This is a genomic window from Cupriavidus sp. CuC1, from assembly GCF_044627735.1.
GTDB classification, from domain to species: domain Bacteria; phylum Pseudomonadota; class Gammaproteobacteria; order Burkholderiales; family Burkholderiaceae; genus Cupriavidus; species Cupriavidus ulmosensis.
This window is the reverse complement of record NZ_JBIUHC010000039.1, coordinates 40,271-66,841: the sequence shown is the minus strand read 5'-3', so window position 1 is coordinate 66,841 and position 26,571 is coordinate 40,271. Positions and strand designations below refer to the sequence as shown.

25 protein-coding genes and 1 pseudogene are annotated in these 26,571 nt (G+C 66.4%); 13 read left to right on the top strand and 13 right to left on the bottom strand.

The window, feature by feature from the left end; all coding sequences use genetic code 11:
• Nucleotides 1–341: 341 nt before the first annotated feature.
• Together ACGLHR_RS18550 and dkgB are read left to right on the top strand one after the other, a co-directional pair.
• A complete protein-coding gene (locus tag ACGLHR_RS18550; protein WP_400095755.1) occupies nucleotides 342–1,244 on the top strand; it encodes an NAD-dependent epimerase/dehydratase family protein in 903 nt (300 codons plus the stop codon).
• A 93-nt stretch (nucleotides 1,245–1,337) separates the two neighbouring features.
• Nucleotides 1,338–2,141: a 2,5-didehydrogluconate reductase DkgB gene (dkgB, locus tag ACGLHR_RS18545; RefSeq protein WP_400095754.1), complete on the top strand. Its 804-nt coding sequence runs from the start codon at nucleotides 1,338–1,340 to the stop codon at nucleotides 2,139–2,141.
• A gap of 372 nt (nucleotides 2,142–2,513) precedes the next feature.
• Here the strand turns inward: dkgB and ACGLHR_RS18540 are convergent, their stop codons facing one another.
• The 8 genes from ACGLHR_RS18540 to ACGLHR_RS18505 form a co-directional block, all read right to left on the bottom strand.
• On the bottom strand, nucleotides 2,514–3,110 hold the full coding sequence (locus ACGLHR_RS18540; protein WP_400095752.1) for a PPC domain-containing DNA-binding protein: 597 nt from the start codon (nucleotides 3,108–3,110) through the stop codon (nucleotides 2,514–2,516).
• A gap of 40 nt (nucleotides 3,111–3,150) precedes the next feature.
• Nucleotides 3,151–4,434 (bottom strand): TRAP transporter large permease, encoded by a 1,284-nt coding sequence (locus ACGLHR_RS18535; protein WP_400095750.1) that lies wholly within the window; start codon nucleotides 4,432–4,434, stop codon nucleotides 3,151–3,153.
• A gap of 16 nt (nucleotides 4,435–4,450) precedes the next feature.
• Nucleotides 4,451–4,978, bottom strand: a complete 528-nt coding sequence (locus ACGLHR_RS18530; RefSeq protein WP_400095748.1) for a TRAP transporter small permease — start codon at nucleotides 4,976–4,978, stop codon at nucleotides 4,451–4,453.
• 17 nt (nucleotides 4,979–4,995) lie between these two features.
• Complete coding sequence (locus ACGLHR_RS18525; protein WP_400095747.1) at nucleotides 4,996–5,928, bottom strand: amidohydrolase family protein; 933 nt, start codon at nucleotides 5,926–5,928, stop codon at nucleotides 4,996–4,998.
• A 19-nt stretch (nucleotides 5,929–5,947) separates the two neighbouring features.
• Nucleotides 5,948–6,946, bottom strand: coding sequence for a DctP family TRAP transporter solute-binding subunit (locus ACGLHR_RS18520; protein WP_400095745.1), 999 nt, complete (start codon nucleotides 6,944–6,946; stop codon nucleotides 5,948–5,950).
• 93 nt (nucleotides 6,947–7,039) lie between these two features.
• Complete coding sequence (locus ACGLHR_RS18515) at nucleotides 7,040–8,230, bottom strand: fumarylacetoacetate hydrolase family protein (protein ID WP_400095743.1); 1,191 nt, start codon at nucleotides 8,228–8,230, stop codon at nucleotides 7,040–7,042.
• A gap of 1 nt (nucleotide 8,231) precedes the next feature.
• Entirely contained in the window at nucleotides 8,232–9,203 is a 972-nt protein-coding gene (locus tag ACGLHR_RS18510; RefSeq protein ID WP_400095741.1) for a Bug family tripartite tricarboxylate transporter substrate binding protein, read from the bottom strand.
• A gap of 330 nt (nucleotides 9,204–9,533) precedes the next feature.
• Entirely contained in the window at nucleotides 9,534–10,673 is a 1,140-nt protein-coding gene (locus ACGLHR_RS18505; protein ID WP_400095740.1) for an iron-containing alcohol dehydrogenase, read from the bottom strand.
• A gap of 315 nt (nucleotides 10,674–10,988) precedes the next feature.
• On the opposite strand from ACGLHR_RS18505, the gene ACGLHR_RS18500 reads away from it, so the two are divergent.
• From ACGLHR_RS18500 to ACGLHR_RS18480, 5 genes are all read left to right on the top strand, one after another.
• Nucleotides 10,989–11,768, top strand: coding sequence for an enoyl-CoA hydratase-related protein (locus ACGLHR_RS18500; protein WP_400095738.1), 780 nt, complete (start codon nucleotides 10,989–10,991; stop codon nucleotides 11,766–11,768).
• A gap of 52 nt (nucleotides 11,769–11,820) precedes the next feature.
• On the top strand, nucleotides 11,821–13,053 hold the full coding sequence (locus ACGLHR_RS18495) for a CaiB/BaiF CoA transferase family protein (protein WP_400095737.1): 1,233 nt from the start codon (nucleotides 11,821–11,823) through the stop codon (nucleotides 13,051–13,053).
• 113 nt (nucleotides 13,054–13,166) lie between these two features.
• On the top strand, nucleotides 13,167–14,147 hold the full coding sequence (locus ACGLHR_RS18490; protein WP_400095735.1) for a tripartite tricarboxylate transporter substrate binding protein: 981 nt from the start codon (nucleotides 13,167–13,169) through the stop codon (nucleotides 14,145–14,147).
• A gap of 4 nt (nucleotides 14,148–14,151) precedes the next feature.
• Nucleotides 14,152–15,081 carry an amidohydrolase family protein gene (locus ACGLHR_RS18485; RefSeq protein WP_400095734.1) on the top strand — a complete coding sequence of 310 codons (930 nt, stop codon included), beginning with the start codon at nucleotides 14,152–14,154 and terminating at the stop codon, nucleotides 15,079–15,081.
• A 9-nt stretch (nucleotides 15,082–15,090) separates the two neighbouring features.
• Nucleotides 15,091–15,498 carry a thioesterase family protein gene (locus ACGLHR_RS18480; RefSeq protein ID WP_318238054.1) on the top strand — a complete coding sequence of 136 codons (408 nt, stop codon included), beginning with the start codon at nucleotides 15,091–15,093 and terminating at the stop codon, nucleotides 15,496–15,498.
• 18 nt (nucleotides 15,499–15,516) lie between these two features.
• Here ACGLHR_RS18480 and ACGLHR_RS18475 read toward each other — a convergent pair whose 3' ends face one another.
• The 3 genes from ACGLHR_RS18475 to ACGLHR_RS18465 all read right to left on the bottom strand — a co-directional run bounded on the left by ACGLHR_RS18475 (nucleotide 15,517) and on the right by ACGLHR_RS18465 (nucleotide 18,820).
• Complete coding sequence (locus ACGLHR_RS18475) at nucleotides 15,517–16,440, bottom strand: transcriptional regulator GcvA (protein ID WP_400095733.1); 924 nt, start codon at nucleotides 16,438–16,440, stop codon at nucleotides 15,517–15,519.
• Between the two features lie 217 nt (nucleotides 16,441–16,657).
• Complete coding sequence (locus tag ACGLHR_RS18470; RefSeq protein WP_400095731.1) at nucleotides 16,658–17,638, bottom strand: TIGR03571 family LLM class oxidoreductase; 981 nt, start codon at nucleotides 17,636–17,638, stop codon at nucleotides 16,658–16,660.
• 48 nt (nucleotides 17,639–17,686) lie between these two features.
• A complete protein-coding gene (locus ACGLHR_RS18465; protein ID WP_400095730.1) occupies nucleotides 17,687–18,820 on the bottom strand; it encodes an alkene reductase in 1,134 nt (377 codons plus the stop codon).
• Nucleotides 18,821–19,199: 379 nt separating this feature from the next.
• On the opposite strand from ACGLHR_RS18465, the pseudogene ACGLHR_RS18460 reads away from it, so the two are divergent.
• The 4 genes and pseudogenes from ACGLHR_RS18460 to ACGLHR_RS18445 form a co-directional block, all read left to right on the top strand.
• Nucleotides 19,200–19,519, top strand: a pseudogene (locus tag ACGLHR_RS18460) (TRAP transporter large permease subunit); the annotation flags it as partial.
• Nucleotides 19,520–19,529: 10 nt separating this feature from the next.
• On the top strand, nucleotides 19,530–20,606 hold the full coding sequence (locus tag ACGLHR_RS18455) for a LacI family DNA-binding transcriptional regulator (protein WP_400095728.1): 1,077 nt from the start codon (nucleotides 19,530–19,532) through the stop codon (nucleotides 20,604–20,606).
• Nucleotides 20,607–20,723: 117 nt separating this feature from the next.
• The gene (locus ACGLHR_RS18450) at nucleotides 20,724–21,029 is read left to right on the top strand and encodes a hypothetical protein (protein WP_400095727.1); all 306 of its coding nucleotides are present in this window, start codon (nucleotides 20,724–20,726) and stop codon (nucleotides 21,027–21,029) included.
• A 242-nt stretch (nucleotides 21,030–21,271) separates the two neighbouring features.
• The gene (locus ACGLHR_RS18445; protein WP_400095725.1) at nucleotides 21,272–21,748 is read left to right on the top strand and encodes a hypothetical protein; all 477 of its coding nucleotides are present in this window, start codon (nucleotides 21,272–21,274) and stop codon (nucleotides 21,746–21,748) included.
• Nucleotides 21,749–21,786: 38 nt separating this feature from the next.
• On the opposite strand, the gene ACGLHR_RS18440 is transcribed toward ACGLHR_RS18445, so the two are convergent.
• Nucleotides 21,787–22,791, bottom strand: coding sequence for a tripartite tricarboxylate transporter substrate binding protein (locus tag ACGLHR_RS18440; RefSeq protein WP_400095724.1), 1,005 nt, complete (start codon nucleotides 22,789–22,791; stop codon nucleotides 21,787–21,789).
• A 257-nt stretch (nucleotides 22,792–23,048) separates the two neighbouring features.
• Between ACGLHR_RS18440 and ACGLHR_RS18435 the strand changes: the two genes are divergently transcribed.
• Complete coding sequence (locus ACGLHR_RS18435) at nucleotides 23,049–23,489, top strand: DoxX family protein (RefSeq protein WP_400095723.1); 441 nt, start codon at nucleotides 23,049–23,051, stop codon at nucleotides 23,487–23,489.
• Between the two features lie 145 nt (nucleotides 23,490–23,634).
• The gene (locus ACGLHR_RS18430; protein ID WP_400095760.1) at nucleotides 23,635–23,913 is read left to right on the top strand and encodes an MFS transporter; all 279 of its coding nucleotides are present in this window, start codon (nucleotides 23,635–23,637) and stop codon (nucleotides 23,911–23,913) included.
• A gap of 66 nt (nucleotides 23,914–23,979) precedes the next feature.
• Here the strand turns inward: ACGLHR_RS18430 and ACGLHR_RS18425 are convergent, their stop codons facing one another.
• Entirely contained in the window at nucleotides 23,980–26,265 is a 2,286-nt protein-coding gene (locus tag ACGLHR_RS18425; protein ID WP_400095722.1) for a helicase C-terminal domain-containing protein, read from the bottom strand.
• Between the last annotated feature and the right edge of the window lie 306 nt (nucleotides 26,266–26,571).

Sequence of the window (26,571 nt, the reverse complement as noted above, 5' to 3'; positions counted from 1 at the left end):
AAGCGCAATCCCCGCGGCGTGAAACGAAAGATGTCGAATTTCCGAATCCGGCGGCGATCCGAGCCGCTGAATCAGCGAATCGTCCCCAAAGTGGTTGTGAAGTGAACAGTATTGGGGCTAGGCACGGTGGCGCTACGGCACGGCGGCGCAGGCAGTGCGCAGCACATATCGTGTGCGGGCCGCCCATTCTTGCGCGGGAATCAAATATGTTCTGCACGCCGCCCGGTTTTTCTCTGTATGGGTAGCGCGGATACTCGGGTCATGTTCATCCGGCCACGGCCACAGTCTCTCGGCCCCGACCCAATCGACGCGCTTCGCAGCCCGGTCCCAGGAGCAATCCCATGCAAATCTTCATCACCGGCGCGACCGGCTTTATCGGCGGCTCTGTCGCTGCCCACTTCATTGCCGCAGGACATAGCGTGCGCGGCCTGGTCCGCAATCCGGCACAGGCCGCACAGCTGGCCACGCGCGGCGTCGTGCCCGTGCAGGGCACGCTCGATGACGCCGCCCTGCTGACGCGCGAAGCCGCCCAAGCCGACGGCGTGATCAACGCCGCCAGCAGCGACCACCGCGCCGCTGTAGCGGCGCTGCTGGCCGGCTTGCGCGACTCGGGCAAGCCGTTGCTGCATACCAGCGGCTCCAGCGTGATCGGCGACGATGCCGGCGGCAATGCCTTGTCGCCGCGTATCTTCGACGAGGAAACACCGTTCGTGGTGGAGGCGGGCAAGCAGGCGCGCCACGCCATCGACCAGATGGTGCTGTCAGCCGCTGCAGATGGCGTGCGCAGCGCCGTGCTGTGCAACAGCATGATCTACGGCGTTGGCGCCGGGCTGCATGCCGACAGCGTGCAGATTCCGCCGCTGGTGGCACAGGCCAGGCAAAGCGGCGTGGTGCGCATCGTCGGCGCTGGCGTGAACCGCTGGTCCAACGTGCATATCGCCGATGTCGTGGACCTCTATGCGCGCGTGCTCGACAGCGCGCCCGCTGGCGCCTTCTATTTCGTCGAGAACGGCGAGGCGTCGTACGCCGAGATCGGCGCTGCCATTGCCCGGCGGCTCGGCCTCGGGCCCGTGCAGTCCTGGTCGGTCGAAGAGGCCACGCCCACCTGGGGCGAAGGCCAGTCGCGCTACTCCTTCGGCTCCAACAGCCGCGTGCGCGCACAGCGCGCGCGCTCGGAGCTGGGCTGGCAGCCCCGGCACGCGTCGGTGACGGCATGGATCGAGAACGAGATGCCGCTCGCCTGACGCCCCACCTGAAACACTGAAACGCGGAATCATTCAGGCCATGGCCGCAGCCGGCCGTGACCGCTAACGCATGACCTGACAAAGGAAAACACAATGTCCATCCCCGCCATCGGCCTAGGTACCTTCCGCCTGCAAGGCCAGACCGTCATCGACTCCGTGCGCAACGGCCTCGACGTTGGCTACCGCGCCATCGACACCGCGCAGATCTACGGCAACGAGGCCGAGGTTGGCCAGGCCATTGCCGAGAGCGGCGTGGCTCGCTCGGACCTGTTCCTGACGACCAAGATCTGGACCGGGAACCTGTCGCGCGACAAGCTGGCGGCCAGCCTCAAGGACAGCCTTGCCAAGCTGCGTACGGATCATGTCGACCTGACGCTGATCCACTGGCCGTCGCCGGATGATGCGGTGCCGGTTGCTGAGTTCATGAGCGCGCTGGCCGAGGCTCGCGACCAGGGGCTGACTCGTCAGATCGGGGTGTCCAATTTCACGATCAGGCTGATGCAGCAGGCCATCGATGTGGTTGGGGCGGGTGCTATTGCTACCAACCAGGTCGAGTTGCATCCATTCTTGCAGAATCGCAAGGTGGTTGATTTTGCTCGTAGCCAGGGGATTCATATTACTTCGTATATGACGTTGGGCTATGGCAAGGCTTTGCAGGATCCGGTGATTCAGGGGATTGCTCAGCGGCATGGGGCTACGGCTGCGCAGGTGGTGTTAGCTTGGGCTATGCAGCTTGGTTATGCGGTGATTCCTTCTTCTACCAAGCGTGCCAATCTGGAGAGCAACCTTGGGGCGCTGGCTGTTCGCCTGTCTGAGCAGGATATGGCTGATATTGCTGCGCTGGATCGAGGTGGGCGGTTGACTAGTCCGGAGGGGTTGGCGCCTGAATGGGATTGAGGTTGGTGGTGTGGTTGGCTTAAGTGCAACTGCAGCTGCAGCTGCAACTGCTTAAAGTCAAAAGCAGTTTCACCACCCCTGCGGGGCGGCGACCTACTTTTTTGTCTTGCCAAAAAAGTAGGCAAAAAAGGCGCGCCGGATGGGGCGACACCCCCTCGGCGCCCCATACGGCCTAGGTGAACCTTGACGGCTCGCTTCGCATCGCGCTGGGGTGTGGCCCGCCCTTCGGGCGCTTCACACGGCTACCACAATGGGTTGATCGGCTGATCAGTTGAACGGTTTATCTTGCCGCTGGTTGGGGGAGAGGGCGGGCGGTGGCGCGGCCGAGATGTCAAACCGGACCGATCCGGCTTCCATTCCCTACGCTTCAATCTACAGCCCCAGCACATTGGCGCCGATCTTCGGATCGATCGCGCGCTCAAGTTGTTGCGGATACACCGTCACCGTCACTTCCAGCGAGCCTGTGCCTACCTCCATGGCCAGGATGTGCCCTCCATACGTATCAAACGTCTTGTCGCCGGCGACGCCGTGGGCGTGGATGGAGGGCTTGCCGTCTTTCCAGGCGAGGCTGCCCACGATGCTGGCCATCTCTACGTTGCGGAAGGTCTTGGGGTTGAAGGCTTTCTTGTCGGCGTCCCAGAAGCCGAAGGTGACGTTGGTGAAGCCGATGGCGCTGAGGCTTGCGCTGGGCACGCGTTCGCAGATGGCGAAGGCTTCGAGCTGTTCGAACACGTTGTCGCCCATGCGCAGCACCAGCAGGTAGCCGGTGGGGGTCTTGATGTAGCGCTTGACACTGGCGCTTGGGTAGGCCGGGTTCTGGCTGGCGGCTTGCGCGGCGGCGCAGTCGGTGGGTTGCGTTTGCGCGCAAGCCGATGACAGGGAGAATGCAAGGGCGCCCGCGGTTGCGAGGGCGAGGCTGTGCTGGCGCAGCTTGCTGTGGATGCGCGTGTGGTTCATGGGTTTTTTCATATCAGTCTCCGTCTTTCCAGGTTGTGTGATTGGCAAGCGGTTACCGCATCCAGCTGGCGGGAACCAGGATGAGTTGGGGGAACAGCACGAACAGGAACATCAGCACGGTGAGCGACAGCAGGAAGGGCCACACACCGGCGATCACGCTGTCGAGGCTGCAGCGCGAGGTACCGGCCACCACGTTGAGCACCGTGCCGACCGGCGGTGTCAGCAACCCGATGGCGTTGTTGAGGATGAACATCACGCCGAAGTACACGGGATCGATGCCGGCCTTGGTGATCACGGGCATGAGGATGGGCGTCATGATCAGCACGGTGGGCATCAGGTCCAGCGCCGTGCCGACGATTATCACCAGCACCATGATCACAAACATCAGCAGGATCTTGTTGTCGATGAAGGGATCGAGCAGCGCCGTGACCTGCGCCGGGATATTGGCGATGGTGATGAGCCAGGCCGAGACCAGCGCGCAGGCGACCAGGAACAGCACGGTGCTGGATGTCTTGGTGGCGGTGACGATCAGGTGGGGCAGGTCGCGCAGCTTGAGCTCGCCGTAGACGAAGCGCCCAACCGCCATGGCGTAGACGACGGCGACCACGGCTGCCTCGGTGGGCGTGAACACGCCGATCTTCATGCCGCCGATGATGACCACCGGCAGCACCAGCGCCCACACGCCGTCCATCAGCGACTGCCGCAGGCGGCGGAACTCGAAGCGCTGCGTGGCGACGGCGGACGCCGAATCCTTGCGGGCGCAGAAGTACCACGTGGCGGTGAGCGTCAGCGCCATCATGGCGCCTGGCGCAATGCCGGCGAGGAACAATTTGGTGATGGATACCTGCGCCACCACGCCAAACACCACGATGGCGATCGATGGCGGGATCACCGGCGCGATGATGCCGCCCGCAGCGATCAGCCCGGCGGAGCGCGGTACGTTGTAGCCGGCGTTGCGCATCATGGGGATGAGCAGCGCGGCCACCGCGGCCGTGTCCGCCACGGCCGAGCCGGAGATGCTGGCCACCACCGTAGCGGCGATGATCGCCACATAGCCAAGCCCGCCGCGCACGTGGCCCACCGTGGCTTCCGCCACCTTGACGATGCGGCTCGACAGGCCGCCGGCGTTCATCAGTTCGCCGGCCAGCATGAAGAACGGCACTGCCATCAGCGGGTAGTTGTTCACGCCCTCCAGCATGTTCTGCGCGATGATCTGCGTGTCGAAATTGCCGAGGTGGAACATCAGGGCGATGCCCGACACCAGCAGCGAGAATGCGATCGGCATGCCGAGCGCCATGGCGCCCAGCAGGGAGCCGACAAATACAACGATAGTCATGACTGGCTCCAGGAAATCATTCGCCGCTGGCGCCGGACTCCGGCACCAGCTCCGCGCGCGGCATGCGCCCGCTCACCAGGCGCCATAGCGAATGCGCCAACAGGCCGGCCATGCCCAGGCTGCTGAACAGCAGGCAGGCATAGACCAGGCCGATCGGCACGCCCGTCACCGGGGCCATGTCGTCCATGCCGATGACCACCAGCTTCCACGCGCCATTGGCCAGCAGCAGGCAGCAGGCGAGCGCGCCAGCGTCGGAGATAAAGCGGCACAGGCGCTGTCCCGGCTCGCCAAGCCGAGACACGATGGTGGACATGCCAAGGTGCGCCTTGTCGCGCATGACAAGCAGGGCGCCGGTCAGCGTCAGCCACATGAAGACGAAGCGCGAGGCTTCCTCGGAGAACGCGATGCCGGAGTTGAAGGCGTAGCGCAGCACTACGTTGCCGAACACCAGCACGATCATGACGGCCATCATGGCCACCATCGCGCCTTCCGCTGTGTGTACCATGACGCGGGTCACGGCCGGTTCTTCTGTTGTCGTTTCCATGTTCGTTGTCTCGTTGCTTATTGATTCGGCTGCGCGATCCGGTAGAAGCGCAGCGTGTTGTCGTGCCATACGGCTCGCGCCGCGTCGGCAGTCAGGCCGTTCAGCCCTTCCGCCACCATTCCGACCACTTCTCCGATGCCAGCACGCAGCCCGGATACCGGCAGGTTGCTGGCGAACATGCATCGCTGCCAGCCGAAGATGTCCAGCGCCTCGCGGACGACGCGCACATTGCCCGCGCGGTCCCACGCTGCATCGGGCAGTCCGAATTCGGAAAGCTTCACGTGCACGTTGGGCAGGCGCGCCAGCGCTTCCATGCCGCGGCGCCACGCAGCCAGGCCTGCGTCGGAGCGGTCCCACGGCAGCCCGGTGTGTTCCAGCACTACCCGCAGCGCGGGAAACATCGCCACCGCATCGGCTGCCTCTTGCAGATGCCAGAACGGCACGCGCAAGTCCCATGAGAGGTCGTGCGCGGCCAGCAGGCCGAGGCCTTCCAGCCAGCGTGCATCCTGCAGCGTGCCTGCTTGTCCGCGCACGCTTTCGTCAGCGCGCCGGCTCGTCACCGGCTTGCAGCGCACCCCGCGCACCAGCGGAAAATCAGCCTGTGCCAGCAAGCGCTGCTCCAGGTCGGCACTCCTGAAATCCGCATGCGCCACGATCGCGTTGGGAAATCCATGCACCGCATGGATCCGGTGCAGCCAGCCGGTCTCCGCGAGGGACTCCTCGGGATGGCGCTCGGCTTCCACGTGCACGGTGGCGGCGAGCCGCACGTTGCCCCAGCGCGCCAGATAGGCGTCCGGGCCAAAGTCCTCGCGCAACGCGGCATAGCTGCCGAGGAAGAAGGCTTGCGGGTCGTATTTCTCCTGCAGCCACGGATAGCGTGCGTCGTCGCCGAAGCGCCAGAGATGATGGTGCGCGTCGACCATGGCCGACGGTGAAGGCTGCGTTTGCATGTCCGGTCTCCGCGCGGCTTCAGCGTTGGGCGTCGATGGCACGCAGCACGGTGTCGCCGTTCTTCTGCACATAGAGCTGGCGCGTCTCTTCCTTGACGATCTTCCTGATGCTCGCCACGTCCGGGTGCTCGTTGACCTGCATGCCCTTGGCGCGCAACTGTGCGATGGACTGCGCCTCGTTGTCCGTGTTGAGCTTGCGCTGGAAGGTGGCGGCGGCGGCGGCTTCTTCCAGCAGGATTTTCTGGTACTCCGGCTTGAGCGAATCGAACTTGGCCTTGTTCATCAGCACCACTAGCGCGGTGTAGGCATGCCGCGTGAGCGAGAGGTATTTCTGCACTTCGTACATCTTGGATGACAGCATCAGCGTGGGCGGATTCTCTTGCCCGTCCACCGCACCGGATTCCAGCGCGCCGAAGACCTCTGCGAAGGGCATCGGCTGCGGGCTCGCGCCGAGCAGCTGGAACGCCTTGATATGCGACGGGTTCGGCGTGGTGCGGATCTTCAGGCCGCGGATATCGTCGGCTTTGTTGATCTGGCGCTTGTTGTTGCCCAGGCTGCGAAAGCCGATTTCCCAGAAGGCCAGGCCCTTGATTTGGTGCGAGCCCAGCTCATCGAGCAGGCCGCGTCCCACCGCGCCGTCCAGCGCGCGATAGGCCTGCGGGCCGTCGTCGAACTGGTAGGGCAGGTCCAGCACGTTGAGCTTGGGCGCCAGCCCGGTGACAAACGGGTTGCCGGTGGCGCCGATGTCGATGGTGCCGCTGCGGATGCCGGTGACCAGCGTGGTGTCGTTGCCGAGCTGGCTGTTGGCAAAGACCTGGATTTCGACCGCGCCTTGCGTGCGCTCCTTGACCTTCTTGCTGAACGATAGCGCAGCCAGGTGCTGGGAATCGGTCTCCGGCACGGTGTGGGCAAAGCGCAGCTTGATGGGGGTTTGCGCAGCCGCCGGGGTGGCCAGCGCGGCGGCGGCTCCTGCTGCGAACAACGCGGCCAGCACGATACGCGAGATGGCGTGTCTCATGGTGTCTCCTTCGGATTGTGTATGTGGGTGGCGAGCCTGGGTGCTCCCGGGTGCTCCCGGCTGATCCCGGCCTCGCTGGGTTAAGCCAAAGGCTCAGGGAGGTGGGCCAAGCAGGCCGCGGCGGGCGAGGTTGTCCATCAGGGCGCCGATGCCGAACTGCCACGGCGGCAGGCTTGCGCTGCTGCCGACCCAGTTGACGAGGCCGCCGAGCCTCGCCGCGCGGATCGACACGCGGTCGCCCACGTGATGCGTAAAGCCGGCGCCGGGCGCGTCGCGGTCCTGCACGGGCGCGAACATCGTGCCGCAGAACAGCATCATGCCGTCCGGATACTGGTGGTGCGGGCCCATGGCGTGGCCAACCAGCTCCTGCGGCGAGCGGCTGATCTGCGTCATCGTGCTGGCGCCTTGCAGCACGAAGCCGTCCTCGCCTTCGATGGTGAGTTCGATGTCGGTTGTGCAGATGTCGTCGATGCCAAACGCCGCATCGCACAGGCGGATCCATGGGCCGATGCTGCATGAGGCGTTATTGTCCTTGGCCTTGCCCAGCAGCAGCGCGCTGCGCCCTTCGAAGTCGCGCAGGTTGACGTCGTTGCCGAGCGCGGCCCCAACGATGGTGCCGCGCGAGGACACCGCGAGCACCACCTCCGGCTCGGGGTTGTTCCATGACGAGCCGGGATGAACGCCCACGTCCACGCCGGTGCCCATCGACGACAGCGGCGCCGCCTTGGTGAAGATCTCCGCGTCCGCGCCGATGCCCACTTCCAGGTACTGGGACCACAGCCCTTGCGCCAGCAGCACCTCCTTGATGCGCAGCGCCTGCGGCGAGCCGGGGCGCACGGCGGCGAGCCCTGCGTCGGCCAGGTGCGCCACGCTCTGGCGGACCGCTTCGGCCTTGGCGGCATCGCCGCGCGCCTGCTCCTCGATGACGCGCTCGATCATGCTGGCGGCAAAGGTCACGCCGGCGGCTTTCACCACCTGCAGGTCGTTCGGCGCGAGCAGGTGGCGGTAACGCGGATCGGGGCCGTGCTCGCAGGTGGATGCCAGCCAGTCCGCCACCGTGCCGAGTGCGGCGCCTCCAGCCTGCCTGACCGCATCCGCCGGGTCAGGCAGGTCGAGCAAGGCGGCAATGGTCGGGCGCAACGCGCCCAGGTCGAACAGCTGGCCGTTGCGCACGACGACCGGCGTCGGCCCGCCTTGTGGCCCCGGCAGCCACGCGCGGCCAACCAGCACCGCCCGCGCGGCGTCACGTGGCAGGGTTTCCTCGATGGTGATGCGGCGCGCCATGTCAGACCTTCACCTGGGCGTCTTTGACCACCTTGGCCCACTTGGTGAGCTCTGCGCCGATAAAGGTGCCGAAGCGCGCGGCGCTGCCGCCGCCATCCTCGGCGCCGAAGCTGGCCAGCTTGTCCGCCACCTCCGGCATCGCAAGCACCTTGTTCATGTCCGCGTTCATCTTTTGCACCAGGGCGGCCGGCATGCCGGCGGGGCCTACCAGCCCGTACCAGGTGCTGGCGTCGAAGCCAGGGAAGCCCGATTCGGCGATGGTGGGCACGTTGGGGAAGCTCTTGGCGCGCTTGGGCCGGGTCTGTGCAATGGCAATCAGCTTGCCGCCCTGGATCTGCGGCGTGGCCGAGGTCATGGTCTCGAAGCTGAAATCGATCTGCCCGCCGATCAGGTCGGTCAGCATGGGCGCCGAGCCGCGATAGGGCACGTGCATGGCATCCACGCCGGCGCGCAGCTTGAACAGCTCCAGCGCCAGGTGCTGCGCCGCGCCCGCGCCTGAGGAGCCAAACGTGATCTTGCCCGGGCTCTTGCGGCACTGCTCGATCACATCCTTCAGGGTCCTGGCGCCTTCCTGCGTGTTGCAGATCAACAGGTTGGGCGTGACGCCCACCAGCATGATGGGTGTGAAGTCGCGCTCGACCACATAGCCCAGCCTGGGATACAGGCTCGGCGCAATGGCGTGGTTGCTGATATTGGTCATCAGCAGCGTGGTGCCGTCGGCGGGCTGCTTGACCGTGTACTCGGCGGCAATCACACCGGCCGCGCCAGGACGGTTGTCGACGATGACCGACGTATGCCAGAGCTCGCCGAGCTTGTTGGCCATCACGCGGGCCATCACATCGGTGCCGCCTCCGGGCGGAAAGCCCACGACGATGCGCATGGGGCCGGTGGGCAGCGCCTGCGCAAAGGCCAGGGGCGCCGCCAGCGAGGTGGCGCCGGCAGCCGTGGCAGTGAGGAACGTCCTGCGTAGCATGGCTTGTCTCCAGGTTATTTTTTATGGTTCTTCAGACTTCTGTGTGGGGCGCAGCAAGAGCGCTCGCGTGCAATCTCGCGCAGGCGTTGCTCCCCTCTCCCGCGCGGCGGGAGAGGGGTTGGGGGAGAGGGCGGGCATCCGCAAGAGCGAGGCGCGTCACCTTGAGCGAGCGCCCACCCTCTCCCCCGGCCCCTCTCCCATTTCATGGGAGAGGGGAGCAAACCAGCGCATTGCATCGTGTGGCTCTCGCTCGGATGGAGGACCCACACGAAAGTCCGATGAACCTTTTTTATAGGTACAGCAGACTTCTGTGCGGGACTACACCGACGCCTACATCGCCTCGGCCAGCATCGCCGCGTATTCCTGCGCGCTCGCCATGCGCGGATTGGTCTTATGGCAGTGATCGGTCAGCGCGCCTTCGATAATGCGCGGGAACAGCGCGCTGGTCACGCCAAGCGCCGCCAGCCCGCTCGGCAGGCCCAGCCGCTGGTTCATGGCGACAATGGCCGGGCCGATGGCCTCAGGGCCGTCGAGCTGCATCGCCTGCGCCATGCGTGCCAGGCGCTGTTCGTCGCGTACCGATGGCGCCGATGCATTGAAGCGGATCACGGCGGGCAGCAGGATGGCGTTCAGGGTGCCGTGGTGCAGCATCGGATTGATCCCGCCCAGCGAGTGGCTGAGGCTGTGCACGCAGCCCAGCCCTTTCTGGAAGGCCAGCGCGCCTTGCATGGATGCGCTCATCATGTTCAGCCGCGCATTGCGGTCCTGCGGCGAGGCGGTGGCGGCCTCGATATGCAGCCAGGCGCGGCGCAGGCCGTCGAGCGCGATACCGTCGGCGGGCGGGTTGAACGCCGGCGCCAGGAAGGTCTCGATGCAATGGGCGATGGCGTCCATGCCGGTGGCCGCCGTCAGCCGCGGCGGCAGGCCAAAGGTCAGCTCCGGATCGCAGATGGCGACGCGCGGCACCAGGTAGGGCGAGAGCACGCCGACCTTGCGCCCGTCGTCGAGGATCAGCACGGCGCCACGGCCCACCTCGCTGCCGGTGCCGGCGGTGGTGGGCACGGCGATCAGCGCAGCGGTGGCCGCGGTGATGCGCGCCACGCCGCCTTCGATGGCGGCGAACGCCTTGAGCGGGCCCTGGTGCGTGGCGCACACGGCCACGCCCTTGGCCAGGTCGATGGGAGAGCCGCCGCCGACCGCGATGATGCCGTCGCAGCGGTGCTCGAGGTAGAGCGCCACGGCTTCGCGCATGGCGCGCTCGGTCGGGTTGGAGGGGGTGCCGTCGAAGACGACGGGCTCGATACCGGCAGGCAACTGCGCCAGCACGCGGTCCAGGATGCCTGCCGCCCTGACGCCGGCATCGGTGACGACCAGCGGGCGGGAGACGCCGATGCGCTCGCATTCCTGCGCCAGCAGCGCAACCGCGCCGAAATCGATCTGGATCTGGGTGATGTAGTTGATGAGGGCCATCTTGTCTCTTGTCTCCATGCGGGATGTGATGCGCCGCTTCTCGAGCATGGCAGGGAGCTGGCGAGAGCGGCTTTGGTGACGAAGTCTAGAAACAAGCCGCGAGCGCCACAACGTGGATTTACTTGAAGCGGCCCCAAGTTTTTTTCATAGCCGCGCGCGCCCTAGTTTTTCTTGAAATGCCGCTGAGTTTTTCTCGTTTGGCGGGCGGCGGCGGAAACCCTAGACTTGCGCAGGTCAAGGCACCGCACCGAACCTGTCCTTGGGGCAAGCGCCATCCAGCCGACATTCAACGACATCCAACGACAAATACAGACCATGAGACAAGCCATCCTGATCGAGTACGACGAGCGCATCGCCACCATCACGCTGAACAACCCCGACAAGCTGAACGCGCTCGACCTGGGCATGTGGCAGGGCCTGACGCAGGCGTTCCAGACGCTCTCGGCCAACGATGACCTGCGCTGCATCGTGCTGCGCGGCGCAGGCGACAAGGCCTTTGCCGCGGGGGCGGACATCGAGGAGTTCACCCGCATGCGCTCCAGCTCGGCGCAGGCGCAGGATTACGCGCAGGTTACCCACGCCGCCATGGAGGCGATTGCCGGCAGCCGCCATCCCACGGTGGCGATGATCCAGGGCGCGTGCGTTGGCGGCGGGCTGGAGATTGCGTCGGTGTGCGATATGCGCATCTGCGGCGAGTCCAGCCGCTTTGGCGTGCCGGTCAACCGGCTGGGGCTGGTCATGTCGTATGGCGAGCTGGGTGGGCTGATGGCGCTGGCCGGGCCTGCCGTGGCGCTGGAGATCGTGCTGGAAGGGCGCGTGTTCGGGGCAGCCGAGGCGCTGGAAAAGCGCCTGGTCAACCGGGTCGTGCCCGATGCCGAGGTGCCGGCGCAAGCGTACGCCGCGGCACGCCGCATCAGCCAGGGCGCGCCGTTGGTCGCGCGCTGGCACAAGCAGTTCGTGCGCCGGTTGCTGAACCCCGCGCCGCTTAGCGCGGCAGAACACGCCGAGGCCTATGCCTGCTTCGATACGGAGGATTTCCGCATCGGCTACCAGGCCTTCGTCGACAAATCCAAGCCAGCCTTCCAGGGCCGCTGATCCGCCTGCCTTCCGCTATCAAGCCATCCGTTACCAAGCCACAAGGTTTCTAATGAATTTGCCTTTGTCGAACATCAAGGTCCTCGATGTCAGCCAGATCATGGCTGGCCCATTCTGCTGCATGCTGCTCGGCGACATGGGCGCGGATGTCATCAAGGTGGAAACGCCGGGCGTCGGCGACCAGACGCGCAAGGCCATGGGCTTCCGGCTCAAGGGCGAGGACAGCGGCGGCTTCCTGGCGCTGAACCGCAACAAGCGCAGCGTGGAGATCGACCTGAAGAATCCCGCCGGGCTGGAGGCGTTCTATGAACTGGTGCGCGGCGCTGACGTGCTGGTGGAGAACAACCGCCCCGGCGTGGCCGCCCGGCTCAAGATCGATTACCCGGCACTGCGCGAGATCAATCCGCGGCTGGTATATGCCAGCATTTCCGGCTTCGGCCAGACCGGCCCGTGGTCGCGCCGGCCCGGGCTGGACCTGATCGCGCAGGCGATGTCGGGGGTGATGAGCGTGATGGGCCATCCGGACGCGCCGCCGGTGAAGTCCAGCGTGCCGATTGCCGACCTGGGTGCGGGCCTGTTCAGCGCCTACGGCATCCTGAGCGCAATCATCGGGCGCGGCCATACCGGACAAGGCCAGTATGTGGACGCATCGCTGTTCGAGACCGCGCTGGGCTTGTCGGTGTGGGAGTCCGCGGAGTACTGGGGCACGGGCACGGTGCCAGTGCCGATCGGCAGCGCCAACCGCATGAGCGCGCCCTACCAGGCCGTGCGCGCGGCGGACCGGCACTTTGTCATCGGCGCGGCCAACCCCAAGCTGTGGGCCGCGCTGTGCGAGGTGATCGAACGCACCGACCTGCTGCAGGACCCGCGCTTTACCGACAATGCGGCGCGCATCCGCAACCGCGATGTGCTGATCCGCGAGATTGAAGGCGAGTTCGCCCGCAAGCCCGCGGACGAATGGGTGGACGCGTTGCTGGCGGCCGGCGTGCCGGCCGGCCCGATCTACACCTATGACGAGGCGCTGGTGAGCGAGCAGGCCGTGGCGCGCGAGATGGTGCTGGAGATCGACCATCCCGTGGAAGGCCGCGTGAAGGCGCTCGGCTTTCCCGTTAAGCTTAGCGGTACGCCGCAGCAGGTCCGCTATCCGGCGCCCTTGCTCGGGCAGCACACGCAAGAGGTACTTGGCGAGTTTGGCCTGGACGACATGGCGATCGAGGCACTGCGCGAACGTGGCGCCTTCGGGCAGCCGGTTGCGCCGCAAACGCTGAAGAACGGCACTGCCTGAGAAGACCTGCACAGCATTGGAAGCAAAGATTTGAAGCATTTGAAACATTGGAAGCACCACAATCACCACAATCATCACAAGCACAAAGCATAAAAATCACGGAGACAAGCATCATGAAGTTTTACTCACACCCGTGGCGGGTGGCGGCGCACATCGTCATCGCCACCGTCGCCGCGTGGGCTGGCGTAGCCGCCGCGCAGGGCGATGCCTACCCCAACCACCGGATTGAGCTGATCGTGCCCTGGCAGGCCGGCGGCGGCGCCGACGTAGTTGCGCGGGCCTTGTCCGCTGCCGCCGCCAAGCACTTGCCGCAGCCGCTGGTCGTCATCAACAAGCCTGGCGCCACCGGCGCGGTCGGGCTTGGCGAAGTCGTGCACGCCAAGCCGGATGGCTACAAGCTGGTGCTGTCCTCCAGCGAAGTGACCTTCCTCAATTACCTGGGCCTGGCCAAGTTCACCTACCAGGACCTGGTGCCGATCGCGCGGCTCAATGCCGATCCGGCAGCGGTGGTCGTGCGTGCGGACGCGCCCTACGCCACGCTGGAGCAGTTCCTTGCCGAGGCCCGCAAGCCGGATGCAAACATCCGCGTGGGCAATGCCGGGCAGGGTTCCGCCTGGCATATGGCCGCCGCCGCGCTGGCCGAGAAGACCGGTGCCAAATTCAATCACATCCCCTATCCCGGCGGCGCGCCGGCCACCATGGCGCTGCTTGGCGGCCATATCGAAGCGGTGACGGTGAGCACGGCCGAGGTCGCCACCTATGTGGCGGCGGGCAAGCTCAAGGTGCTGGCGGTGATGGCCGACAAGCGCGTTGCCGGCTTTGATAACGTGCCGACGCTCAAGGAGCGCAACATCGATTTGTCGATGGGCATCTGGCGTGGCATCTCGGCGCCCAAGGGCACGCCGCCGGAAGTCATCAGCATCCTCAAGGCGGCCGTGGCCAAATCGGTGCAGGAGCCGATCATGCGGCAGACGCTGGAAAAGCTGCACTTCAGCACGGATACCTACGCGGACGATGTGACGCTGCAGGCCGTGATGGCGAAGGAGTCGGCACAATACAAGCAACTGGCCAGCCGGATCGCGGTCAAGGATTAGCGCGATGCCTGATTTCACATTCGACCAGCCGTTTATCGATGCGCATCATCACTTCTGGGACCTGCAAGCCAATCCCTATCCGTGGCTGCAGGGGGAGGACGTAAAGGGCTTTCGCTATGGCGACTACGCCGCCCTGAAGCGCAACTACCTGCCCGAGGATTTCGAGCGCGACACGCGCGGCTTCGCGCCCGCCCGGACCGTGCATGTGGAAGCGGAGTGGGCCCGGGCCAATCCGGTGGACGAGACCATATGGCTCACTGCGCTGGCGCAGCGCGTGGGCCGCCCGTGCGCGCTGGTCGCGCATGCGCAGCTGGACCGCGGTGATGTGGCGGAAATCCTGGCGGCGCAGGCGGCCTTCCCGATGGTGCGCGGGATCCGGCAGAAGCCGGTGACCAGCGCCACCCGCGAGAGCGCCGCTCGCGGCTTGCGCGGATCGATGGACGACGAGCGCTGGCGGCAAGGCTATGCCTTGCTGGCGAGGCACGGCCTGTCCTACGACCTGCAGGCGCCATGGTGGAACCTGGACCAGGCCGCGGCACTGGCGCGTGATTTTCCCGGCACGCAGATCATCCTCAACCATACGGGCTTGCCGTCGGACCGCAGCGCAGCGGGGCTGAAAGGCTGGCGCGATGCCATGGCGGCGCTTGCGGCGCAGCCCAATGTGGCGGTGAAGATCTCGGGGCTAGGGCTGCCGGGCCGCGCGTGGACGGCAGTGGACAACGTGCCGGTGATCCGCGAAGCCATCGCCATCTTCGGCACCGATCGCAGCCTGTTCGCGAGCAACTACCCGGTGGACAGCCTGGTAGCCAGCTATGAGACGATTCTCAAAGGCTTCCTCAAAGCCATCGAGATCTATCCGCCGAACGAGCAGCGCAAGCTGCTGCACGACAACGCCGCTCGCATCTACCGGTTTGCCGGCATGCCGCACCCCTGAGGAACGCAGATGAAAGACAGCCTGAAAACCGGCGCGACGGCAGCCCGCTCGCTGACCGTGGACCGCCCACGCACGATCGATTTCCTGGGCGAGACGCTACGCATCTACGCCACGCCGGAATTGATCCGCGATATCGAGCAGACCTGCCTGGACTTCCTGCAGGACCACGTGGACGCGGGCGAAAGCTCGGTTGGCACCGAGGTCTCGATCCGGCACAGCGGGGCGACGCTGCTCGGCGGCGAGGTGACGATCCACGCGCAAGTCACGGCCATCGACGGCCGCAGCGTCACGTTCCGCGTGGCGGCCAGCGATGGCATGGAAGAGATCTGCACCGGCACGCACAGCCGCTTCGTGGTGAACGTGGACAAGCTGCGCGCGCGGGTGGAAGCCAAGGCGGCGCGGGGTCGCGCAGGCTGAGCGGCAAGCGCGGCGGGGTCAGGCGTGCTGGAGGTTGTCGCCCGCCGCGACCTCGGCGCGCAGCCAGTTGACGAAGGTGGTTACGCGCGGGTCGCTCAAGCGTTCTTCCGGGAACACCACGAAGTAGGAGAATTCCACCGGCAGGCGGATCTGCTCGAACAATCGCACCAGCCGCCCTTGCCGCAGGTCTTCCTCGACCCAGTTCTTCTTGACCAGCGCCACGCCAAGGCCGCTGATCGCGGCATTGATCACCAGGTGGCTCGGCCAGAACGACGGCCCGCGCGACGCATCCACATCGGTCACGCCTGCGTGGCTGAGCCACATGGACCAGTCCGGGTTGCTCACATCGGTGTAGGTGCTGTCGTCATGCAGCAAGGTATGGTGTTTCAGGTCGCCCGGCTCCTTGAGCGGGCGGGGGCCGGCCAGCAGCTCAGGGCTGCACACGGGAATCACCTCGACCGACAGGCACAACTCGGAATGCAGGCCCGGATAGTTGCCGCGGCCATAGCGGATGGCCAGGTCGAAATCGTCGCGGTCGAAGTTGATGGCGTGGTTGGAAGTGGAGACCTTGAGATCGACCGCGGGGTACTCCTTCATGAAGCGGTCCATGCGCGGGATGAGCCATTTGACGGCAAAGGTCGGCGGCATGTTGACCTTGAGCGCCGGCAGGTCCTTGCTGTGCAGGCGCTGCGTGGCGTCGGCCAGTTGCTTGAATGCCTGCTGCACGCTCGGCAGGTATGCCATGCCGGCAGGGGTCAGCACCAGCGACTTGGCCTCGCGCAGGAACAGCTGCACGCCGAGGCTTTCTTCCAGCGTCTTGATCTGGTGGCTGACGGCGGACGGCGTGACGTACAGCTCGTCCGCCGCCCGCGTGAAGCTGAGATGCCGGGCCGCAACCTCGAAAGCTCGCAGAGGATTCAGAGGGGGCATTTGTCGCGACATGCGGGTCTTTCCAACGGAAGCCAAAAGCAGGGGATCGAAAAAGCTGGCCAGGATGGCTACGCGCCAGGACCAGGGCGGGGCCCGAACCGATGGACGACACCAAGTCAGCCAGACTAGCAGTTAGCGCTTTCCGATGGAATAGGGATGAGTCCCGGGGTACGCGGCAAAGGGGAGGGAGCGCTGCCTGCGGACTGCGCCTGGCAACATCCACTTCTCTTCATGCCGCCGAGGCCAGTGGCACCGTACTGCCTGCTGCTTCGCCTGCACCATGAAAGCGGGGCAGCACATACGCCGCGATTTCCTCCATCACCTCGCGCACCGGCCGGTGGCTGCGGCGCAAGTGCAGGCCGATGTGCGCGGCGCCAGCCTTGTGCATTGCGTGGAGCTCGTCGATCAGCCCGTTGCGCCCGACCGCCGCGCCAAAGCGGTGACGCTGCATGGGCGCATCCGGATCGTCGAGCAAGTCCAGGTGGATGAAGCTGATGTAGGGTTTGGTGTTCGGAGTGCTGCCGGCCACGCTGCGCCACAACCCGCTGCGGCGCACATGATCTTCCGGCGTGCCGGGGTAAGCCAGCCAGCCGTCCATGTGCTCGCCCACCCAGGCGGGATCTTGCTGCGCGAGCCCCGCCACCAGCAACGGCAGCGGCTTGCGCAGGCGAGGCAGCAATTGCACGCCGGCCGGCAGCGTAGCCGCGCCCGCATCGCGCAGCAGCGCCACCTGCTCACGGAAGGCCTTGCCGCGCTGCGCGAAGTCGCGGCCGAAGATCGGGTACTCGATGGGACGGTCGCCGCTGGCCACGCCCAGCATCAGCCTGCCGTTGCTGAGGTGGTCCACCGTGGCGGCGGATTTCAGGGTCAGCAGCGGCTCGCGCAGCGGCAGCACCACGGCGGCGGTGCCGAGCAGGATGCGCTCGGTCACGCCGGCCAGGTAGCCCAGGTAGCTGAAGGTCTCGAAGACTTGCGCGGCGTCGCCGAACTGCGGGTCATACAGCGGCACGTCGCGCACCCACAGCGCGCGAAAGCCGAGCTGGTCCGCCAGCCGGGCCAGTTCGCCGTGGCGCGCCAGGTCGGGCTCGCCGGGCAGGCGCCGGGCCTCGCGCCGCGCGCGGTCTCCGGCGGGCGACCAGTCATTGTCCAGCGGCAGTTCCACGCCGACGCTGAAGCCGCCGGCGGTGAGTTTATCCAATGCGGATGGCATGGTGGGTTCCTGGTTCTTCTCGTCTTGCTCGATTGACTGCTTGCCGGCTTATGCGGCGGCCTTGGCCTCGGGCGCGTCCTGGCCCGTGAAGCGCGGGTAGTCCGTGTAGCCCGCGGCACCGCCGCCGAAGTACTTCGTGCGGTCGCCAGCATTGAGCGGCAGGTTGTGCTGCAGCCGGTAGGGCAGGTCCGGGTTGGCGATAAACGGGCGCCCGAAGCCGATCAGGTCCGCCCAGCCCTTGGCGAGTGCTTGCTCCGCGCGCGCCTTGCTGTAGTTGCCCGAGTAGATCAGCGTGCCCGGATAGATCGCGCGCAGCGCCTCCTTGAACGCGGCCGGCATCACCGGCGCATCCTCCCAGTCCGCCTCGGCGATATGGATGTAGCCCACGCCGATCCGGCCGAGCATATGCGCGGCGGCCAGGTAGGTTGCCTCGGGCGTGTCGTCGACTGCACCTTGCAGCGTGGTCAGCGGCGCCAGGCGTACGCCGATGCGGTTGCGGCCGACCACGTCGGTCACGGCCTGCGCCACCTCATTGAGAAAACGCAGCCGGTTTTGCAGCGAGCCGCCGTAGGCGTCGTCACGGGCATTGGCCTGCGAGTCGATGAACTGGTTAATCAGGTAGCCGTTGGCGCCATGCAGCTCGACCCCGTCGAAGCCGGCTTCCAGTGCGTTGCGCGCGGCCTGCGCGTAATCGGCCACGATGCCGGGGATCTCGTCGATCGACAGCGCGCGCGGCGCGGAGTGCTGGATCATCTCGCCGATGCCGCCCCGCGGGCCTTGCCCGGTCGCATCGACAAACACCTTGACGCCCTCGGCCACCAGCGCGGACGAAGACACAGGCGCGCCTTGCCCCGGCTGCAGCGAGGTGTGCGACACCCGGCCCACGTGCCAGAGCTGCGCGAAGATCTGGCCGCCGGCGGCATGCACGGCATCGGTGACCTTGCGCCATCCGGCGACCTGCTCGGTACTGTAGATGCCCGGCGTCCAGGCGTAGCCTTGGCCCTGGCGGTTGATCTGGGTACCTTCGGAAATGATCAGGCCGGCGCTGGCGCGCTGGCTGTAGTACTCGGCCATCAGCTCGGTGGCCACGTCGCCGGCGGCGGCCCGGGAGCGGGTCATCGGGGGCATCACGATGCGGTTGCGGGTGGCGATGTTGCCAAGGGCGTAGGGGGTGAACAGCATGGCTTTCTCAATGGGAGGTTGGTCAGGCAGGAAGTTCGGATGCGGCGAGGGCCTCGAAGAGGCTTGGCGCATTGGCGAGCGTTGCCGGGCAGATGCATTGGATTATCGGGACAAGCTGTTTTTGCAAAAACCCCGTGACCGGCAAATCATTCTTGCGGCCGGATCAAGGATGGCGAAGAGGTACCTGGCAGCGTGGCGGCCTTGCATTTGTCTCCCAACCGCCTATGATCTTGTAAATCGTTTTAGTAAATCGTTTTACTGAAACACTTAATGCCAAGGGTCAAGTGCGCAGCCGTGGCAATCGTGGAATCAGGCGAAGTACAACACGATCCGTTTCGCCGCAGGTTAGTGACGTCCTGCCTGGCCCTGGCCGCTGGCGCTCTCCATCCTGTTCGGGACGATCCTGGAAGGCGCGCCGGCGCTGATCCAGTTTGGCCCGCTGTTCACGCCCATTGCGCAGCAGGCCGGCGTGCATCCGCTACACTTCGGCACGGTGATGGCGATCGCCATGGGCTTCGGGCTGTTCATGCCGCCCTTGGGCCTGGGGCTGTTCGCCACTTGCGCGATGACCGGCACGCGCATGGAGCAGGTGGCCGGGCCGATGCTGAAGTACCTCGCCATGCTGCTGCTGATTTTGCTGTTGTTGACCTGTTACCATCGCTGACGCTATGGCTGCCCCGCCTGATGAAGCTGGCATGAGATCCCGATAATGGCAACCATACAAGATGTCGCCCGACTGGCGAACGTATCCGTGAGCTCCGTTTCCAACGTGCTCAACGGACGCACCGAGCGCCTCAACCCCACCACGTTCGAGCGGGTGCAGGAGGCCATCCGCGCGCTCGGCTTCCGGCCCAGCCAGGTCGCGCGCCAGCTCAAGACCGGCCAGACCCCGATGCTGGGGCTGCTGGTGCCGTCCACCGCCAACCCCATGTACGGCCAGCTCGCGCTGAAGATCGAGGCCGAGGCACAGCGCCAGACCGGCTACCGCGTCCTGCTGGGCAATACCAACCGGGACCGGGAACAGGAGTCGCGCATGCTCGACGACCTGCTCTCGTTTGGCGTGCATGGCGTAATCATCGTGTCGTCGCTCACCGACGAGCGGCATTTCGAGGCGGCGACCAGGCAGGGGCTGGCGATGGTCAGTTATGACGGCGGCGCCGATCCGAACATGCCGGCGCGCATCGATCATGTGGCGCCCGACAACTTCCAGGCAGGCCACCTGGCCGCGTCGCACCTGATCGAGCGGGGCCACCGGCGCATTGCCTTTGTGATGCCCGCCGGGCGCACGGTGAGCCGCGCGAGCAAGATCGCCGGTTTCCAGGCCGCGGTGAAAGAGGCCGGGCTGGGAGACGCGGTGGTGATAGAGTGCCCGCCCGCCGCACACTATGGCGATGCCGAACTGGCGGAACTGGGCCAGATCCTGGGGGCACAACTGGCGCAGGCCAGCGCGCGCCCCACCGGGCTGGTCGCGGTCAACGACATGATGGCGATCGGGCTGATGTCCGGCCTGCACCAGGCGGGCTTGTCGGTGCCGGCCGATGTCTCGGTGATCGGCATGGACGACATCGGCATGTGCTCGTACACCAATCCCGCGCTGACCTCCGTGGCCATGCCCTTTGGCGAGATGGCCGAGGCCATGGTGCGCCGGGTCATGCTGCGGCTGGCGCAACCGGACGAAGCGCCGATCCGCCTGTGCTTTCCCAGCGGGCTGGTGGTGCGCCAGTCCACCGCGAAGCCGCCGGCCGTCAACCGGCTGGCTGGCGCGAGCGTATCAATGCACGGCTGAGGCCAGTGTTGCACGCCCGTGGCCGCGGGGGGAGCCCGCTGCCATGGGCTGATGGAACCACGCACGCCGTGCGTGGCTGTGGTTGTCTCAAATCGACCTGAATCGTGGAGGAACGAGATGGCGCTCGACAAACCGGAACGCCGGCTGGCAGGCCCGGCCAGGACGTATATCGAGGCCGGATATGCCATCGAGGTGGATATCCTGCAGGTGGCGGATGGCAACTGGGGAGCGCTGGTACGCCTGTCAAGGCTGGCCGACGGCCAGGTGCCTGCCGCGCACTTCATGCTCGACCGCACGTTCGAGGACCGCGCCATGGCGTTCTCGTACACGCTGGCGCTGACGCGCTCCTGCGTAGCGCAATTCGCACCGGCCAGCGCAAGCACGATTGCCGAGATGCTCAAGACCGGGAAGGCGGACCAATAGGATTGCAAAGGCCATCCAGCATGCAGCAGACGCGGCGCACCACAAATGACCGGATCGATGCAGCGCCAGCCCTGGCCGGCGCCGGATATCCGGCGAACGATCGCAACGGCACGCGCGGCCTTCCAGGCACCGGCACGTTACGGCAAGAGCTGAAGAGGGGACCCACCAGGCAATCATGCCTTACTACGAGCACCACCTGTACGCCGCCTGCGGGGCGGAGTTCAAGCTCAACCTGTTTCCCCATGCAGCTCGATGGCCTGACCCCCTGGTCCAGGGTGTTTCGCGGCCAGCCAGCCCTGGTGCCCAAGGAGCGCTACCTGGACCTGTGCCGGCACGGCGGGCGCTTCCGCTTCCTGGCGGAGATGTGCGCGCGCTGGCGGCCCAAGGTGGTGGTGTGCCTTGGCCACCGGCATACGGAGGATTTCGTCGACGCGTTCGCGCTGGACTACGCGGCGGTGCGCGACGAGCAGCTGCAGCCCGCCGACCTGGTGAAATCCTTGCGGGTGTTCACGCGCGACGACACCACCTGGATCGTCTGCCCGGCGCTGGCCGGCCCCTCGGGGCTGACCTCCGACGTCTTGCTCAACGCCTTCGGCAAGCTGCTTGCCGCCAGCCTGGACGCGAGCGACTTCGGCCTTGCGCAGGCAGGCCGCAAGGCCGTGGGCTTCCGCCCATGGCCGCAGCCGGCGGCTTACCTGCAGGCCGAGCCCTTGCGCTGACGTTGCCCTCTCCTTGCATCAATTCGCATCAATCCGCATCAATCCGCCTTGAGGCCGATCCGCAGGGCCAGCTTGGTCCACCGCGCGATATCGGCGTTCACCACCCGCTGGAACTCCGCCGGCGTGCTGAGGGTGGTGGCGAATCCCAGGTTCGCCAGGCTGGCCCTGACTTCCGGCCTGGCAATGACCCTGGCGATTTCCAGGTTGAGCTTTTGCACGACCTCGGGCGACGTGCCCGCTGGCGCCAGGATGCCGAACCACTGGTCGACGTCGTAGCCGGGCAGGCCCAGCTCGCTGGCCGCCGGCACTTCGGGCAGGAACGGCGAGCGGCCGCGGGACGTTACCGCCAGCGCGCGCAGCTTGCCGGTCTTGAGGTAGGGCAGGGTGTTGGTGAGCGTGTTGATGCTGACGTCCGCCTGGCCGCCCAGCACGTCGGTCATGGCGGGAGCGCATCCCTTGTAGGGAATGTGCAGCAAATCGATCTTTGCCGAGATCTTGAGCAACTCGCCCGCCAGGTGCTGCGGCGTGCCGTTGCCGCACGACGCATAGCTGGGCGGCTTGCCCGAGCGGCCGGCAGCGATCAGGTCCTTGAAGCTATGAATCGGGGAATGCTCAGGCACGGCGATCACGGACGGCACCGACGCAAACGCGATGACCGCGCTGAAGTCCTTGCCTGGCTCGAAGGGCAGCTTGCGGAATACGCCGGGATTGATGGCGAAGCTGCTGTTGACCACCAGCAGGGTATAGCCATCCGCCGGGCTCCTTGCTACCAGCTCCGCGCCGATATTGCCGCTGGCGCCGGGCCGGTTGTCCACCACCACGGCCTGCCCGAGGCTGCGCCCCAGTTCCGTGCCGATCACCCGCGCCAGGGTATCGGTGCCGCCGCCCGGCGGAAAGGTCACTACCAGGCGGATCGGCCGCTGCGGGAAGTCGGCGCCAAGGTTGGCATTGGCGCTGGCATTGGCCCGGGCCGGCATGCCTGCCAGCGCCGCCCCAAGCAGCGAGATCGCCGCGAGGCAGCGTACGACGGATGAGAATTTCATGTGAAGCCATCTTCGGATGACCGACATGATAGAGCAGCGTGTGCGCACACATGGCGGCAGGGTTATTGCCGCAGCATGGGCGCCGCCCTGCCCGGTTCGCTTCGTCCTGGCCCGCGCCGCATCCTACAATCCATGGTGTGACGCCGTCGCGGCTCGTGACCGGCAGGACGGTTGGCGGCACGGGCACTCCCGGTTTTGCTTTTTTTTTTGCGGGTTGGCAAGCGAGTTGGCAACATACCTACCAAGGGGATGCATCGATGGAATCGAGAAGCTCGTACGCCGGGACCGCCCGGGACAATGGACTGTCGCGCACCGGGGCCGTCATTGCGTGGCTAGGCTTGCTGGGACTTTGCGCGGCCTATCTGCAGGGCGGCATCAACAAGGCGCTGGATTTCCCCGGCGCCGTGGCCGAGCTGGCCCACTTCGGGCTGTCGCCCGCCGCGCCCCTGGCGGCGGCTACCATCGTGCTCGAACTGGGGGCTTCGCTGATGATCCTGCTTGGCTTCCATCGCTGGGCCGGCGCCCTGGCGCTGGCGGTGTTCACCGCCTTCGCCACCTTTCTCGCCAACCGGTTCTGGCTGATGGCGCCGCCGGAGCGCTTCATGGCGGCCAATGCTTTCTTCGAACACCTCGGCCTGGTTGGCGGCTTCGTGCTGGTGGCCTGGTACGACCTGCGTCAACGGCGCAATCGTGGCTAGCCGGGCGCATGGCCGCGGCGCGCCGCCGGCGTCACCGGACCTGGAGTTGACATGAGCCAGGAGGTTTCCGGCGCAGGCGCCGCGCTGGCCGCGCCCGCGGGCGGGCCGTGGAGCCTCCCTTGCGCAACAAGTTGTTCCGGGCCATCTGGCTGGCCACGCTGGCATCCAACATCGGCACCTGGATGCCGCCGCCCGCGAGATGCGGCGCGTGCGCCGGCGGGGCGGGGCGCTGTCATGGAGCCTGTTCGAGGACATGGACGAGCCTGGGCGCTATGTGGAGACGTTTGTGATCGAGTCGTGGCTGGAGCATCTGCGCCAGCATGAGCGCTTCAGTGTGAACGACAAGGCGATCCAGGCCCGCGTCCATGCGCTGCACCTGGGGCCGGCGGCGCCCAAGGTCAGGCACTTCGTGGCCCCGCCTTAGCGAGCGCACGCGACGGCGCGCAAAGCGGCTTGTTCGAGCGGTGGCCGCCGCGTTCGCCCGCGGCGGTTACCCCGCCACCTCCCACCACGGCGGGAGCAGGGCGCGAACCTCCGGCCGCGCGAAGCGGTCATCGATCAGGTGCACCACGCCGCGGTCCGCTTCCGTGCGGATCACGCGCCCGGCCGCCTGCACGACCTTCTGCAGGCCGGGATAGAGATAGCCGTACTCGTAGCCAGAGCCAAACACCGACTCCATCCGGCGCATGGTCAGCTCATTGACCGCATTGAACTGCGGCAGGCCCAGCGTGGCGATGAACGCACCGATCAGCCGGTCGCCCGGCAGGTCGATGCCCTCCGCGAAGGAGCCGCCCAGCACCGCAAAGCCGATCGCGCAGGCATCCGGCGTGAACGCGTCCAGGAACGCGGCCTGCTCGGTTTCGCTCATGGTGCGGGCCTGGCGGCGCACGGTGATGTCCGGGCAGCGGCGCTCAAACGCATCGGCCACCTGCCGCAGGTAATCAAAGCTGCTGAAGAACGCCAGGTAGTTGCCAGGGCGCGCCCGGTACTGCGCGGCGAGCAGGTCCACGATCGGGGGCACGGAGCGTTCGCGGTCGCGGTAGCGCGTGGAGATACTGCCGGCAATGCGTACCGTCAGCTGGTCGGCGCTGAAGGGAGACTGCACTTCCATCCAGACCGTGTTCTGGGGCAGGCCAAGCGTGTCGCTGACGAAGCGCGCGGGGTTGAGCGTGGCGGAGAACAGCGTGGTGCTATGGGATGCGGCGAACCGTGGCGCCAGGAAGGGTGCGGGGATGAGGTTGCGCACGGCGAGCCGGCCCTTGTCGCCTTTGCCCTTGATCAGGTGTGTTGTGACGTCGCGGGTACTCGCCTCCTTGCTCAGGTCGAAGACGGAATGCGCGTCCAGCGATTCGGCCAGGCGACAGAAATGCAGGGCATCGAAGTAAAAGCGCTGCAGATCGGCGCTCACGCTGGCTGGCTCCTCGGTGAGTTGGTCGAGGATGGCCGAGGCGGTGCGCTCCAGCGCCGAGAGAAACGGCGCGGGAATCTCCGGATACGCGGCGTAGTCGCTTTCCTGCGCCTTCGTGAGCAGGTTCCACTGGCGTCCCAGGCGGCGCAGCGCGGCAGCGACGGGGCCAGACGCCTCGCGCCGCAGCCCGGGCAGGACCGCCGGGTCCAGTTCCGCCGAGTACATCTTGCGCGCGCGGTCGAGCAGGTTGTGCGCCTCGTCGACCAGCACCCCGGCGCGCCAGTCGTTGGCCGCGGCCATGCCATGGAGCATCGCGCCGCGGTCGAAGTAATAGTTGTAGTCGCCGACCACGAGATCGGCCCAACGCGCCATTTCCTGCCCCAGGTAATATGGGCAGATATCGTGCGCCAGCGCGATCTGGCGGATCGCGGCGCGATCGAGCCGTTCCTGCCCGGCGGCATCCAGCCGCGCCGCCGGCAGGCGATCGTAGAAGCCGCGCGCAAGCGGGCACGATTCGCCGTGGCAGGCGAGCTCGGGATGCTCGCAGGCCTTGTCGCGCGCGGTCAGTTCCAGCACCCGCAGCGCCAAGCCCACGTTGGCGTCGCGCAGTCCCTGCGCGGCATCCAGCGCCATCCGCCGGCCAGTGGTCTTGGCCGTCAGGTAGAACACTTTGTCGATCTCGCCTTGCGGCACCGCCTTGAGCATGGCGAACAAGGTGCCCGCCGTCTTGCCGATGCCCGTGGGTGCCTGCGCCAGCAGGCAACGGCCCGAGCGCCCCGCGCGATAAACCGCCTCGGCCAGCTCGCGCTGCCCGCGCCGGAACGACGCATGGGGAAACGCCATGCCCGCCAGCGCCTGGTCACGCGTCGCGCGGTGGGCCGCTTCCTGCGCGGCCCAGCTGGCAAACTGCTCGCACTTCTCCTCGAAGAAGGCCTTGAGTTGCGCGGCCTCGTGATGCTCGCTGAAGGTCGATTCCTGCTGGCTCGCCATGTCGAAATAGACCACGCCCACGTTCATGCCAGCAAGGCCGAGCTTCTCGCACAACAGCCAGGCGTAAATCCTGGCCTGGGCCAGGTGCAGGTGCCGATGGTTCTCCGGCAGCGCCGCCCAGTCCCCGCGCACCGTCTTGATCTCCTCCAGCAGGTTCCTGGCGGGGTCGTAGCCATCGGCACGCCCGCGCACCCGCAGATCCCTGAACTCACCCTCCAGGCTGATCTCCGACTGGTAACCCGACCCGCGGCGCGACTGCACCAGCGCATGCGCGGCCATGCCGTCGGCAGCCGTTGGCGAGGGCGTGAAGCGCACATCGAGGTCGCCCTGTTTCGCAGTGAACTCGCACAGTGCGCGCACGGCGACGGTGTAGGTCATCGTGGGGGGATGGAGGCTAGAGGGAAGAAATTCGTCTCTATGTCAGGAACGAGGCAATTGCGAGCGGGAGTCACTGGATAAGCGTGCTGCGGTGGCGGACGGTAGGAATATAGCGGGTTTCTGCTTTGCGCCGTGGGAGGCGCGGATTCCGGCCTGACGACTCTGTGGGGCTTCGGGAGAGTGCAGGGGATTGCGTTTGGCGCCCGAACCCGACGGACACAATTTTTGACGTATGCAACGGAGATTCGGCTGGTTGCTCAGGCTACATTTGCTTTTGGCTGTTGTGCTGCCAGCTGGAAATGCGAA